Origin of the sequence: Magnetococcus sp. PR-3, assembly GCF_036689865.1 — a bacterium.
Classification (GTDB): Bacteria; Pseudomonadota; Magnetococcia; order Magnetococcales; family Magnetococcaceae; genus Magnetococcus.
On sequence record NZ_JBAHUQ010000056.1, the window covers coordinates 1 to 14,656 of the forward strand.

A 14,656-nucleotide genomic window follows, 5' to 3' on the forward strand; every position below is an offset into this window, starting at 1 on the left:
GATCAATCCGGTACGGTTACTTTTGCCACCGGTGCCCATAGCCAACTGGTTACGGTAAGCACCAGTGGCGATACGTTGTATGAGGGGGATGAGACCTTTAGTCTCTCCCTCAGTAACGGCTCTACGGGCACATCCATTGTCAATGCCACGGCTCAAACCACCCTTACCGATGATGTGCAAGATGAAACCACCTTTTCTGTCGCCAACGGCACGGCGGCAGAGGCGGGTAATCTGGTTTTTACGGTGTACCGGGAAGGGGATGCTCAGGCCGATCAAACAGTGGATTACGCACTGGCAGCAGACAGCGCCGCGGCAGGATCCGACTATACCGACCAAAGCGGCACGCTCACTTTTGCCACTGGCGAGAGTAGCCAGCTGGTGACGGTGAGTACGCTGTCCGACACCCTCTACGAAGGGGATGAGCAGTTTAGCATCAGCTTGAGCAATGGCTCTAGCGGTTCCCATATTGGAACCGGCAGTGCGGTGGGTCAGATCACCGACGATGCCCATGATCGTACGACGCTCTCTATTGCCGATGCTTCTGCTACCGAGGGTAACACCGTTAGCTTTGTGGTGACCCGTAGTGGGGATGCTCAAGATACCCAGGTGGTGAGCTATGGATTTACCCATGGTGATACCTCCAGCGGAGATTATACCAGCACCGCTGGCTCTGTTTCGTTTGCCACCGGTGTAGAGACGCAAACCATTACGGTAGCGACCAACGACGACACCGAAGGTGAAGGGGATGAAAGCTTTACCATTAGCCTAAGCGGTGGTAGCGGCGTGGATTATGCCGATGACACGGCCACGGGCTCGATCATCGATAATGATTTTGCCTTTTTATCCATCGCTTCAGGTAGCGTGGCGGAGGGTAGTGATACGGTACTTACCATCTATCGTGACAATGCAGTGGGTACTTCACTGACTGTGGAGTGGGCCAGCAGTGATGGTAGTGCCGCTTCCGCCAGCGACTATACCGGGGCCAGTGGTACAGCAACTTTTGCCGCAGGCGTTACCAGCCAGCTGATCACCATCGCCACAGCGGCTGATACCCTTTACGAAGGCGATGAGACCTTTAGTGTGTCACTCTCCAATGCTGCTGGGGAGGGGGTATTTAGCATTACGGCCGCAGAAGCGGTAGCCACGATCATGGATGACGGCACCGATCTGACCACCTTCTCTGTGGCTAATGCCACCGCAGCCGAGGGTAGTGATCTGGTTTTCACCATCTCTCGTTCTGGTGATGCTCAGGCTAACCAGACTGTGACCTATGCCTTGAGCGATGATAGCGCCGCCGCAAGTAGTGACTATACCAACACCAGCGGAACCGTGACTTTTGCTATGGGAGAGAGCAGCCAACTGGTTACGGTAACCACAACCAGCGATACCCTGTATGAAGGGGATGAGCAGTTCTCGATCAGTCTTAGCGGTGCGTCTACCGGTTCCACCATTGGCAGTAGCCTAGCCACTGGCCAGATTACCGATGACGCTGCGGATGTGGCCACCTTTTCTATCGCCGATGTCTCGGCTACGGAGGGGGATGCCATGACCTTTGTGGTAACCCGCAGCGGAGATGCGCAGAGCGATCAGTTGATCACCTATGGCTTTACCAATGGCAACGCCAGCAGTGACGATTATGCCAGTACCGGTGGCACTTTGACCTTTGCTTCAGGGGTGGACTCTCAAACCTTTACCGTTGCAACCACCGATGATAGCGATGGGGAGGCGACTGAGAGTTTTACCGTGGGGCTGAGTGGTGGTGATGGGGTAGCTTTTGCGGATGCCAATGCCGCCGGAGAGATTATTGATAATGATGTCGCCTTCTTCTCCATGGGCTCTGGCAGTGCCACTGAGGGTAATGATCTGAATCTCACCATCTTTCGTGGAGGAGCAACGGGCTACTCGCAGACAGTAGAATGGGCCAGCAGCGACGCAACCGCCGTGTCGGGCAGTGACTACACGGGGGCTAGTGGTACCGCTACGTTTGCTGCAGGTGTGACCAGTCAGGTGATCTCCCTGGCCACGGCAGCAGATACCTTCTATGAAGGGGATGAAACCTTTAGTGTCAGCCTCTCCAACGCAGCAGGCGAAGGTTTGGTTAGTCTCAGTGTTGCCCAGAACACAGCCACCATTGTGGATGATAGTGCCGATCAGACCACTTTTAGCATTGCCAATGGTGATATCACTGCGGATGAGGGCAGCAACGTAACCCTGACTATTGCCCGCAGTGGGGATGCCCAGGCGGATCAAACGGTGGTCTACAGCCTTAATGATAGTGGTGGCAGTGAAGGAACGGATGATTTAACCGCCTCCAGCGGTACCGTCACTTTTGCCACTGGGGAGAGTCAGCAGTTGGTGACGATCTCACTGAATGCCGACACCCTTTATGAAGGGGATGAGGCATTCACGATCGCCTTGACCCCCTCTTCAGGGGGCAGTGCTGGAGCGGCCACCACGCTAACAATTACCGACGACAGTAGTGATGTTACCAGCCTTTCGGTCACCACAGGATTGGTTGAGGAGGGGCAGACCGCTACCTTTACCCTGTTACGCACGGGGGATGCCCAGGCGGATCAAACGGTAGAGTATGCCTTTGCCGATGGAACAGCAACGGGTTCTGGTACAGACTTTAATGCCCCCGCAGGTACGGCCACTTTTGCTACTGGGGAGACCAGTCAGCTCATTACCATAGCTACCGTGGATGATACTCTGGCAGAAGGGGGTGAAGATTTTAGTATTTCTTTAAGTAATGCTTCTACAGGTGCGACGATTCAAAGTGCCACAGCCACGGCGACCATTATGGATAATGAATCGGCAGGCATCAGCATGGATGCCGTTGGGGCAATAACGGAAGGAACGGCGGCAGAGGTGACCCTCCATCGTCTTGGAGATGCTACCGATTCTTTGGTGCTGGCCCTTAGCGTAACAAGTGATCCGCAAGTCTATTCTCTCGATTACGTCAGTTTAAATCAGGATTTTTCTCAAACCCAAAGCAATGGACAGCTTGTCACGTTTGCCGCCGGGGAGAGTGTTCAGACGCTACAGTTAGAAGCCGAAAATGATGATGTATTTGAATATGATGAGTACTTTGATGTAAGTGTGGTCTCCGTTTATAGTGGTAGTGCCGAGCTATATGTTACGCAAACGCCGGGGACTATTATTAATGCTGCAGATGATTTTCCCACCTACTCCATGAGCATTTTAAATAATGTTGTTGAGGAGGGTTCCGGCATTATAGTCCAAGTCTGGCGTAACCAGCTTGCCCTTGATTTAAATATTCTTTATGAGTCTCAATACCTCTCTTATTCTGTGATCGATGGCACGACCCAGGCCGGAGATGACTATTCCACCACCAGTGGGGAACTATCTCTTGGTACTCTTTCATATCAAACTGGAACCCAGTTCTCCATTGACACCATCAGCGATACCCTCTCCGATGATGGGGAAACCTTCACTATTTCCCTGTTTACCCGCAGTGGGGGGGTAGATACGGGGCAAAGTATTGCGATTGAAACCAGTTCTGATGTTGCAACCATTCGAGATTTGACTGGTACCACCACAAGCATAACCGTATCCGGGGCATTGAATAGCGGTTACTCCTTGGATGTTGGTACCGAATACCATATCACCTTCACCGGCCATCCTGACAGTCCGTTAAATTTTGAACATTTTGGCTATAACGACCACGTCTATCTAAAAGTGGACCACACAGGTGCAACGGGTTTTGATTTTGGTACGGATAATACTATTGATAATAGCTCCAATAATGGTTTCTACTACACCGCTAAGAATTCTGCTAGATGGAATTATGGGTCGGGCTGGTTAACCACTTTATCGGCTAAAGTGGTCAAGTGGAGTGGGGGAGAACTGGCGGTCATTAAAATGGCTGAGGGTAAGACTTATGACCTAACGGCTGGCCAAGACGATCCGATAACCATTGCCACCAATGCTTTTGTTGTCACCAGTGAAGACCATGATTTACTCTCCTATATTTAATAGCTGGGGCATTTTCTATGTCTAGCTCGTCGCAACCACCCAGTGTGGTTGAACAAGGGCGGGCCTTGTTTCGCCAAGGTAGTGTGCAAGAGGCGTGGCAGTGGTGTCTTCATCATATTGAGACGATTGAGGGCAGGGACCATGCTGCTTTGACCGCTCTTCTTGGTATGTTGGAAGCCCACCGTGGTGAGAAGGTCCAGGCATCCCATTGGCTGGATCAAGCCTATTTGAACAGGGTGGATCTGGATGCCTCCGGGCTTGCGGATCTGGGTGGGGGCTACTTGCTGCTAGGCGTATTTACCCAAGCTAAGGAGCTTCTGCAACAGGCACTGGAGAGATCACCACAGGATGGATGGATCCTGGGGCGGCTGGGCATGTGTCATCTAAGCCAGCGTCACTATCATTTGGCTCTACCTTTGTTGCAGCAGGCGGTAACGCTGTTGCCCCACGAGCCGGCGCTACGCCTAAACCTGGCCCGCACCTTGTGGGGGGAGGGGCATTATGCTGAAGCCCTGGAAGCGTGCCAGGTTGTGGCGCAAAGTGAGGTAGGGCGAAGACTCCCCCTTTTGTTGTCCACCCACATGGATATTCTGCTCAGCATGGGGCGGCATGATGAGGCTTTAGCGCTTGTGGAGCAGCACCGCAGTGCCAGCGATGACGCTATACCGCTTTCTCAGTTGGTGGCCTATCAAGTCAAGGCGTTGTGCGCCTGCAGCCGTCATGAAGAGGCGCTGGCCCAGCTGGATGAGGCGGTAGAGCAGCAACCAGACGACCTGGAGTGTGCCCATTTACGCATTGGTCTGGCGGTGGAGCTGGGTTGGGACACCAAAGCCATGGGGTGGCTCATCGATCTTTTGCATCGCAGGCCGGAAAATCTTTACTGGTGGTTGCAGTTGAGCCAGATGGCTCTGGGGCAGGGGCATGTGGCGTTGGCTGGAGAAGCCATCGCCAAAGCAAGGCAATTATGCAACAACCAGGATGCCCCCACACAGGCGCTACTGCACACTTGCCAAGCTGAATTGGCGATGGAGCAGGAGGATATGCCCCAAGCGCAGCGGTGGTTGCAGCAAGCCCAGGCGTTGGATCCTCAAGGCAAAGAAGTGCTGCTTGCCAGCGCCAAGTATTATGAAACCACAGGGTCGTTAAAACAGGCTGAACACTGTTTTGAGAGCATGGCTCAACACCATCCTCAATCCGCGCTACAGGGCATGATGAGGCTACGCAGGTTTCCCTTGACGGAAGAGGCCCTGGAGCGTTTGGAACGGATCGCGCGCACACCCTCCATAGCCGGGTCTGTTAATGCGAATATGCTGTTTAGTTTAGCCAAAGCCTGGGAATACCACAAACATCATGACCATGCCTGGGCCTTGTTGCATGAAGCCAACCAAGCCGTAGCATCACGTTATCCCGCCGACCCTGACTCATTTAGCCGCTATGTGCACAGGATGATCAGCACTTTTCAACCCGCGCTGTTTAACACGTTGGGTCAGCACGGTGTATCGGGTGAAAAACTGGTGTTTGTGGTGGGCATGCCCCGTTCCGGTACCACCTTGGTCGAACAGATTTTGGCCAGCCACCCACAGTGTCATGGGGGTGGAGAGCAGGGTGTATTGCCAGATTTTATAAAAAGGCTTAATAGCTGGGAAGAGCATACGGGTAGCCACATGGCATTTCCAAACTGCATCATGGAACTGCTACCCAATGCCCTGCATCACTTTGCCCGTGAATTGCTTAAACAATTTGAGCAGCTATCCCCTGAATCAGCGCGCATTGTCGATAAACTACCACACAACTTTCTCCATGTTGGTTTGATTCACCTGCTGTTTCCCCAGGCCAGCATTATCCACTGTGTGCGGGATGTGAGGGATGTCGCTCTATCCAACTACTTTGTCCATTTTAAAGCACAAAGTGGTCTGTTGAGCTACGCCAATGACCTCTATGCCAGCGGGCGGCATATCCGTGATTATCGCTATCTTATGCAGCATTGGCATAGCGTTTTGCCTGGTGTGGTTCTGGATGTTCCCTATGAGGCGTTGGTGGAGGACACCGAACATCAGGCACGGCGTATGTTGGACCATATGAACCTGCCATGGGACCCGGCTGTGCTTGACCATACCCGACAGAAAAAGGTGGTACGAACCGCCAGCTCTTGGCAGGTGCGCCAACCGATCTATACCAGCTCACGTCAACGTTGGAAGCGCTACGCTCAGCATTTGCAACCCTTGGAACGGGGACTAAATGAACCCATCACCAGTCTGTTAACCCATAATCACCCTGCGCCGCCCCCCGGTTTGTTTCATGCGGGTATGAATGCCTTGAATCATGGCGATTGGAAAGGGGCAGAGCAGCGGTTCCGCTTGCTGCTGAAACACCATCCTGAACATGCTGGGGCGCATCATTTTCTAGGTTCGGCACTCTTTCATCAGCATCGCTACCGTTGGGCGTTACAGCGCATGTTACGGGCTAATCGGCTGCATAGCGGGCACCCATCGTGGTACCACAATCTGGCTGTGGTCTACCGTGCCTTGGACGATCATGCTTCTGCACAACAAGCTGATCAGACCGCGCAGCAACTGGAGATAGAGCAAAACAAACCGGTGCTACCGGAAATTCCTGCTCTCGCACACCATCACATCACAGAAATAGAGAGAGCTAGCGAGGAAAATAGGTTGGATGCATCTACGGAGTGGGTATCGGTATGAGACTTTTATTGCGCAGACTCTTCAGCCAGCCGGCCTCAGCCGTGCAGATTCTGTTGGCCTCCTTGTTTATCACGCTGTTAGGGTTGGTCTCCACAGTCTATGTCATTTTGGTGTTCAACCGTTACCTCTCTCACGGCATTGACGGTACGCTCTATACTTTGATGAGTGGTGCAATGCTGGCGGCGCTGGGTGAACTGGGCTTGCGTGCTTTGCGGCAACGTATGGCCTCCACTTTGAGTGCCAAGCCAGAACGTTTGTTGGGAGAGGGATTGTTCAAAACCCTCACCCAATGCCGTGCTCAATCCTACAATCGTTTTCCAGAAAATATGCGTCGGGAGGCTATCCAAGCATTGGATCAGGTTCAATCCGCTTTTAGTTCCAATGCACTGCTTGTAGCCGTGGATGTTCCTTTTGCTCTGCTATTTGTGTTGGCGGTTTTTATGCTGCACCCCTTATTGGGCTGGGTCGTGCTGATCATAACTGTGTTGGCCTTGCTTATGGCTCTTCTTGGCGCCCGAAGTATGCAGCAGGCCAGTCAAGTGCAACTGCACACCCAGGCTCAACGGGTCTCTCTATTCACCAGTGCGCAGATGGCAGATACGGTACGTGCTTTTAATGCATCTGCTCTATTACTACAGAAGTGGCACGGGGTCTCGGGTGGGGGGCGGGCGCTACGTCACCATCTGCTGGGCAAGCAGGCTGGGATCAGTGGTTGGATGCGCTTCTTCACCCTGTTGATGACGGTGTTAACCATTGGTATTGGAGCCAAGTTGGCGGTCATAGGGGAAATTGACATCGGTGTGCTGTTCGGGGTCAATATTCTTGCTACCCGCGCTTTAACTTCGATTACCATGCAAGCTCAGCAGGTGAGTGTACAGAGCCAAGCGACGCAAATGCTCAATCTGATGCAGCGTTTTATCCAACTGCCTCGTGAGGCACCGGAAGGGGCAGCTCTAAGCACGTTGAAAGGACAGATCCAGTTTAAGGATGTAGCGTTTAGTTATCCGCAAGAAAAGAGCCCGCTGTTTGAGTCCCTGACCCTAACATTGGAACCGGGAAAGCTGCTGGTGGTCAGTGGTGCCAACGGTAGTGGTAAGACCACCTTGGCAAGGCTGTTGGTCGGATTGTTGGAACCTGTGCGCGGGTCCGTACTGATCGATGGCACAGACATGCGCCAGTTGCTCAGTGCTTGGTGGCGACAACAATTGATTTATTTGCCTCAAGAGCCAGAATTTCTGCATGCCAGTATACGAGAAAATCTGCTTACTTTGAATCCAGGGTTGGATGATCAAGCGTTATTGTCGCTACTAGAGAAGGTAGGATTGCGCAAGTTTATGGATGAAAGCCCTCAGGGATTGGATCGTGAGTTGATCCATGGGGGACGTGAACTTTCGTTGGGCCAGCGACGGCGTTTGGCCTTAGCCAGGGCATTGACGACCCAAGGGCGGGTGGCGATTCTTGATGAACCTTTGGAGGGATTGGATGAAGCCTCCAGCAATCAAATTATTACGCTACTCAATACGCTGGTTCAAGCAGGGACGACACTCATTTTACTGACGCATACACCGCAAAAATGGCGGACCCATGGTGTGTGGTTGAATTTGGATGCCAAACCGGTACCCCGTATTGGCTCTCTGCAACCCTCTGCTCAGCAAGAGGGGGCCCTCCATGACTAACAAAATGGAGAAGCAAGCGATTGCTCCTGCCGCTGCTCACCCACAGGGTCAAGTGGTTGAAAATTTGCCTGAATTTTTGCAGCAGGTCATGCAAAATCCCACGGAGGTGGGTGAGGCTCTGGAAACCCGCAAGAAGGGGATTCATCGACTAAGCCTGATGCTAGCCGTGGTTTTTTTAGGGTTTGTGGTTTGGGCGCTGTTCAGCTCATTGGATGTGATGACACTTGCTACCGGACGCATTATTCCTGCAAGTGGTGTCCATGGTGTACAACATCTGGAAGGAGGAATTATCCGTGAGGTACTTGTGGACGATGGGCAGTTGGTGACGCAGGGAACACCGCTGATTAGTCTGCAAAGTATTGCCAGTGATGCCGATGTGGCAGAGCTGAACCATCGGATTGTGACTCTACAAGCCGATTTGGTGCGTTATCTGGCCCAGGCTGAGTTGGCGGAGACATTGACGTATGACGCCGCTTTTCAAACCCTTCATCCTGGATTGGTTAATGAGGCGAGCAAGTTATTCCAGGCAGAGAAGCTGGCGCTGGAATCAGCCTTGGCAGCGCATCGCGCCCAGATTGTACAAAAAACCCAGGAGCGTGAGGTGATACGTACCCGCCTGCGTTATGCTAAAAAAGGGTTCAAACTACTTAATGAGCGCATTGCCATCAGTGAGGATTTAGTCAAACAGACTATTAGTAACCGGTTTGAACTATTGGGGCTCATCCAAGAAGCCACGCGTTTAGAGGGCTCCATACACGAAAGTCGTGCGGCTTTGGAGCGGGAAGCGGCCGCGATTGAGCAGGCCCGTAAGGAGTTGCTCCGGATCAAACGCCAGTTTCAGGCTCAGGCGCGTAGTCAATTGTTGGAGAAAAACAGTCAACTTCAAGAGTTTCAGGAGCGGTTGCGCAAATTTCGAGACAACCAAGCGCGGCGGGTTATCCGTGCGCCGGTAGGGGGCTCCATCAAGCCTATGCCCCATATCTCAGTGGGTGGTGTGGTGAGCCCTGGTCAAACCCTGATGGAGATTGTTCCCCTTGATGATACCCTCATTATGGAGGGACGTTTACTCCCCCAGGAAATCGGTTACATCCATCTTAATCAGTCTGCTGTAATGACCTTAAATGGGCCGGATGCCATGCAATGGGGAAAAATTGATGGTGAGGTGATTTATATTAGCCCGGACACTTTGCTTGATGAGCAGGGGCAGCCCTATTTTGCTGTGCATATCCGTCCATTCTCTGGTCACTTTAAACAGCAGGATAAACGCTATCCACTGGCTCCTGGGGTGGAGGTTAGTGCGGGTGTTATTACGGACCAAAGAAGTGTCATGGCCTATCTGTTATCCCCATTTCTACGTGCCCATTTGTTTGCCTTCACCGAGCGTTGAGAGGGCGGTAATGTTGCAATGTCACCTGTTATGGGCGTAAGAAGGGATGATGTGTGCGTAGAAGAGGTGGTGTTACACGAAGTGGTGATTATTCAATTATAAAATTAGCAAGCCATTATAAACGCAACGTTTCAGAGAGCCACGTTTCGTAGTGACGATCCCCGACTGGGCTCTCTTCACTTAATTGGGGTGGTGAGGGTAGCGTTCCTCCTTTTTCACGGAACTCTTGTGGTGTCATTTGAAAGCGTTGTTTAAATATTTTAGAAAAGTGTGGCTGGCTGGAAAAACCCCAGCAGTAGGCGATTTCAGAGATTAAGCGGTGTTGTTGGCTGGCCTGGGTTAAAGCTTCGGCACAGTGTTGCAAACGTCGTTGCTGAATATAGTTCTTGATACCCCCCATGGGTTTGAAAAGACGATACAGTGAAGCTCGAGAAATATGTACAGATTCGCAAATTTTCTCTGCGCTTAGCTGTGGGTCATGTAAATTAAGCTCAATGTTGTGTTTAATTTTTAAATGGATCGCGTGTGCAACACTTATCGCACCGTCTTCCACTTTTTCAGTGGATCCATTGATCGCACTGGCCACCAATAATAGGGTTGGCTGAATTAGTTGAGCTGCTTGCTGTTGGGTTAATGAAGGGACCAAACGGTGTAAAGTATGTAAATGGTTTAAAGCTATTTGGGCCAATGAGTTATTGGCCTTTAATACATGGCCTTCTTGGCTATCAGGATGGTTAAGCAGAGGTGATAATAGTTTGCGTGGAATAATTAGGCTTATATTTGAAAAATCAGTGGCTTGAGAGTGGTGTATCTCTGCTAAATCAATAATTGCCACCTCTCCAGGTCCACAGGTATGTGTTTGGCTCCCCACCTTAAAATGTTGTTCTCCGCTAAAATGGGTTTGGATCATATAGTGATCCAAACCATCATGAGATGTACGAAAACTATCACGGGTAAACAGCTGAGCACGCGTTTGACAATGTGCCAGCATAAGCTGGTCATTGAGCAAAAAACTATTTACTGAAGCATGAAAAGAATCTATGGGTGATTGGTTGTCAAGTTCAATCTCAAATAACGTACCGATACTCTCAGCCCATGCATTGGCACGTTGTTCCGGTGGGAGTTCATTAGCTGTAAAGTGAGACTTTTGTAGTAATTGGGATTGAGACATTCTCAAGCTCCATTGGATCTAGGGTACTTAAGTGTTGGGTTGGGCGTTGAAGGTTCTAAAATTTAGGCAAAACTCCTCGACCCGACCAAAACTGTAGAAAAATTACATGTTTTTTTGAATGGTGGAAACAGAATTTATGGGGGGGGCAAAATATAGACGAGCACTGGGGGGGGGAAATATAGATGACCACGCCCCATCATGTTGTAAAAGCGGAGATTACACTTTTTAATGGTGGTGGTAAAAAAATCACGCTGTTTCACGGTAATAAGACTTAATGATTCCGTCCAGGGGTTAGACATTGAATTGGCTGATTTTAAGAAGATTGCATATCGATCAGGTGAGCATCATCTCTTACTTTTGCTAATCAATAGGGGATCAAACTCTCTTCTCAAAGTTCTCAGAATTTCTGATTCCGGTAGCTTTTGATCCACCAAGATACCTGCGGAGAGGGTTCTCCGACGAAAAAACCGGCCTTTGAGCCGGTTTTTTTGTGTCTGGAATTCGGTAATGATTCCAAGGGTTACGGGTATGTCGCCCTGGGTGCCATACTCTCTGGCCTGAGGTCGGCTCCTCTCGATTTCTACCAAATATCTCTCAAAACGCCATTCCTCTCAAAAACGTGAGGTCGGCGGTCACCCCGACATCTCGCGAATCTCCTTACTGAAACATGGTTTTACAGAAAATTCTGATATTGCAGGGTTTGAAGTTTCCTTCGTGCAGCCAAAAGCTGGTAAGAATGAAAGGAGACCTCGTGAAATTCCTCCAAAAACAGATCGTTATGGGCTTCTAGAAAAAGAATTGTGAGGTTGGCGACCTGGCATTATAGGGGGGCTTCACAGCAGATCCATTCTTTGTGCCCCCCTTGATAGGGAACAGCCAACCTACCGTGATCCACAAAGCGGTATGGATCAGCTGCTTTTCTCCCTGGGTTATATGGGTACAGCCAATGCGGGTAGAGATGAGGGTCTTTATCTATGTGCACCATCACCAGGATCCCCTTTGCGTGCCTGGGTTGTGGATAGCGAGTACATTGATCTAGAGGCCTGCCATGTGAGACAGACACGTTGACATGTTGTAGAGTATGAAGATTTTGAAAAACAACGTCATACTCTATTCTCTGCGTTAGTCCTACGGGTGAGGACCTATTGTCTACCTTGGATCCTGGTGAGGCCACACGGTTGCAACCGAAAATTCTGTCTCGATCCCACTTTCAGCAGCTTCGGGCTCAATTTTTCACGTTGGTCAAAGAGCATCCGGTGGCGTCGGCAACAGAGAATGAAGAAGCGCAATACACCCAGTCGCTAAACATGGGGCGTTATGAGCACAGGGTTGTGGCCGAGAATAAACGTTGGCGTGTTGAGTTGTTCACCTTCCATGCCTTATGGCGTTCATTGGGAACTCTGGTGGTGACGAATCTTCAAAATGGAGAGGCCCTGGCGCTCTATACCATGCCTCCTGGTGGTTCCAAAGTGCTCCTGTTCGTCCCAACGGATCTGGTGTTGCAGGGAGATCATTTGCAAGGGCGTTTCTGTGTGGAGTGTTCATGGTGGGGGCACTACGGATGGTTTCGCATCAATCTGGCGAGTCACCAAGCACACCGCCTGAGTGAGTGTCATATGCAACAATGTTCCAGTAGAGAAGATGCTGAGTAGCGAGGGCACTCTCAACCTTATCAAGCTCAGGGCGTTCTAATAGGGATAAAAATTTGTAACCAGCTCTCATAGTCTTGCCATCTATTTCAATATATAAGATTCAAAAGCCACGCGTTTCTTTTTAGGCAGCTTATCAAATTCGATTCTCATCTTTTTTTTATCTAAATCAACGGATAATCCAGAGCTCTGCGGAGTAGGGTTACTACAAACAATACGAAACCCATTTGCACTTAAAGCATAATTTGGTCTCTCAAAGCTTATGAGTAGATCAAAAAAACTAGCACGATAACTTTCCCAAGATCCACCACACAAAGTACGACACTTGCTATCATTATCAACGCAAAGAGGATCTTGTTTAGCACACTTATCAAAGAAGTCGTGCTGGAACCAGTCAGCACACCATTCACATACATTACCAAACATATCGTGAACACCGAATGTATTTGGTGTTTTTTGACCTACAGTGTGTGTTTGGCTCAAGCTATTCTCACCATACCATGCATATAGATTTAAAGTTTCTTCATTAATAGGTTCTTTGTAAGTATTGGCATGCAGCCACTCACTTACAGTGGGTAGCCGAAATAACTGATCATTAAGAGCATTTAGTCTAAAAACAAACTCCATACACTCATACCAAGTTACAGAGTCTACAGGACAGTCCAAATAAGGGTCGTTCCATATCTGATCTGGGATATAATCCCACTCAGTCCATTGTTGGGCGCGATATTCATATCTCTTAAAGTGAGAAGGATTCCCCCCCATTAAAGCTAACCATTGTCTCTGGGTAACAGGATACTTTCCTATCCAAAAACCAGATAAATCTATTTTTCTAAACCTTTCATTTGTCTTCATCACTCTCATTTTTCCAGATGGTATAAAACAAAATTCCATACCTAAAAAGGGGTCTTTCCAGTGATTATCCATTCTACTATACCTCCAACGGCACGCCCCCCATTTTTAGAGGCATCCAAAAGTAGAGTTAAGCAGCCAATAGACAGTTTTAGTTGGATATTATACCACCCATGACCATAGTCGGTCGTTCATGAGTGTAGCTCCATAACGATGAAGTCACCATCTCTTGAACCTCTTTGATTGACGTGAATAGGTACTGACTGAGCCAATTGTAGCGAACTGTCCGGTTATCTCTCTCATGGTTTTTTTGTGCCTGGAGTTCGTCAATGGTTCCAAGGGTTAGGGATAGACTCTGCTAGGTAGGTGCCTCTCTGACCCAAGGTCGGATCCTCTCAATTTCTGCCGAATCCCTCTCAAATTGCCGTTTCACTCAAAAACGTGAGGTCGGCGGCCACCCCGACCTCACAACGGCTAAAGCTTAGAGCCCTATACGATCATATTTTGCAGCGCGATGTATCAAGATGTTATCCCACCCTGTATTCCCATGTTATCCCGTGGGCATTACACGGTAAAGACGTGGCAAAATCAGAGCATCGCACCTCTTTCGCATACGGGTCATCGGATCAATGTCAAAACGTGATCTTTGAAAATTTACTCAGGAACCAGGCGACTGACTGAGCCAGGTCATGATTCGTTCGAACCAATTGTTAAGACCGCCGAGAACGGAGAAAACAATGACATTGCTCGTATCCATCGGCTGGGCTTTACGGTTGAGAAGAGCATCGAAATTTTTTCTGCGAGGTCAGATGTGGTGGGGCAGGAGCTAATATGCGTGAAACGTTAGCAGAATTGGTGTGTTTTCAGATGAGGTGGCTCAGGAATATTGAACATATTATTGTTACAGTTGGTAAGGTCGGAGGTTCGACACTTTTGGTTAGGGGCGAAGAATATCCATATCTTGTGGAGTATTTGTTCACATTCGCTCTACCGAAGGAATCCCTAAACTGTCTAAAACCCAGTTACAATTGTTCTCAGAATTTCTGATTCTCGTCGCTTTGGCTCCAGAGTGGTCACTGCTTGCCGCTCAACTTAAAGGTTTTTCATATGTATAACTATACCCTTAACATCAGCGGCTTTACATCTATCTGATGATTGCAACATGTTTACAATCTTAGGCTTTGTAAAAGCAACATGCCTTGCTCTAGCCGCAAGTTCTTTAG

Annotated in this window: 7 protein-coding genes and 1 pseudogene; 5 read left to right on the forward strand and 3 right to left on the reverse strand. The window is 49.7% G+C overall.

Going from position 1 to position 14,656, the window contains the following annotated elements:
• The 4 genes from V5T57_RS20045 to V5T57_RS20060 form a co-directional block, all read left to right on the forward strand.
• The coding region (locus V5T57_RS20045) for a beta strand repeat-containing protein (protein WP_332893050.1) at window positions 1-3,996 on the forward strand (3,996 nt) is incomplete at its 5' end.
• Window positions 3,997-4,013: 17 nt separating this feature from the next.
• Window positions 4,014-6,698 carry a tetratricopeptide repeat-containing sulfotransferase family protein gene (locus V5T57_RS20050; RefSeq protein ID WP_332893051.1) on the forward strand — a complete coding sequence of 895 codons (2,685 nt, stop codon included), beginning with the start codon at window positions 4,014-4,016 and terminating at the stop codon, window positions 6,696-6,698.
• Entirely contained in the window at window positions 6,695-8,374 is a 1,680-nt protein-coding gene (locus V5T57_RS20055) for an ATP-binding cassette domain-containing protein (protein WP_332893052.1), read from the forward strand. Before V5T57_RS20050 ends, V5T57_RS20055 begins: the two co-directional genes overlap by 4 nt.
• A complete protein-coding gene (locus V5T57_RS20060; RefSeq protein ID WP_332893053.1) occupies window positions 8,367-9,761 on the forward strand; it encodes an HlyD family type I secretion periplasmic adaptor subunit in 1,395 nt (464 codons plus the stop codon). The genes V5T57_RS20055 and V5T57_RS20060 overlap by 8 nt, the downstream gene beginning before the upstream one ends.
• Before the next feature lie 115 nt (window positions 9,762-9,876).
• Here V5T57_RS20060 and V5T57_RS20065 read toward each other — a convergent pair whose 3' ends face one another.
• Window positions 9,877-10,932, reverse strand: a complete 1,056-nt coding sequence (locus tag V5T57_RS20065) for a helix-turn-helix domain-containing protein (protein ID WP_332893054.1) — start codon at window positions 10,930-10,932, stop codon at window positions 9,877-9,879.
• 1,145 nt (window positions 10,933-12,077) lie between these two features.
• On the opposite strand from V5T57_RS20065, the gene V5T57_RS20070 reads away from it, so the two are divergent.
• Window positions 12,078-12,584, forward strand: a complete 507-nt coding sequence (locus V5T57_RS20070) for a hypothetical protein (RefSeq protein WP_332893055.1) — start codon at window positions 12,078-12,080, stop codon at window positions 12,582-12,584.
• 81 nt (window positions 12,585-12,665) lie between these two features.
• Here V5T57_RS20070 and V5T57_RS20075 read toward each other — a convergent pair whose 3' ends face one another.
• Both V5T57_RS20075 and V5T57_RS20080 read right to left on the reverse strand, forming a co-directional pair.
• On the reverse strand, window positions 12,666-13,508 hold the full coding sequence (locus V5T57_RS20075) for a formylglycine-generating enzyme family protein (RefSeq protein ID WP_332893056.1): 843 nt from the start codon (window positions 13,506-13,508) through the stop codon (window positions 12,666-12,668).
• A 76-nt stretch (window positions 13,509-13,584) separates the two neighbouring features.
• Window positions 13,585-13,734, reverse strand: a pseudogene (locus V5T57_RS20080) (integrase core domain-containing protein); the annotation flags it as partial.
• Between the last annotated feature and the right edge of the window lie 922 nt (window positions 13,735-14,656).

Excerpts from the sequence above, each read along its gene's own strand:
- V5T57_RS20050 (WP_332893051.1), top strand. The coding sequence starts at position 4,014 with ATGTCTAGCTCGTCGCAACCACCCAGTGTGGTTGAACAAGGGCGGGCC.
- V5T57_RS20055 (WP_332893052.1), top strand. The coding sequence starts at position 6,695 with ATGAGACTTTTATTGCGCAGACTCTTCAGCCAGCCGGCCTCAGCCGTG.
- V5T57_RS20060 (WP_332893053.1), top strand. The coding sequence starts at position 8,367 with ATGACTAACAAAATGGAGAAGCAAGCGATTGCTCCTGCCGCTGCTCAC.
- V5T57_RS20065 (WP_332893054.1), bottom strand. The coding sequence starts at position 10,932 with ATGTCTCAATCCCAATTACTACAAAAGTCTCACTTTACAGCTAATGAA.
- V5T57_RS20075 (WP_332893056.1), bottom strand. The coding sequence starts at position 13,508 with ATGGATAATCACTGGAAAGACCCCTTTTTAGGTATGGAATTTTGTTTT.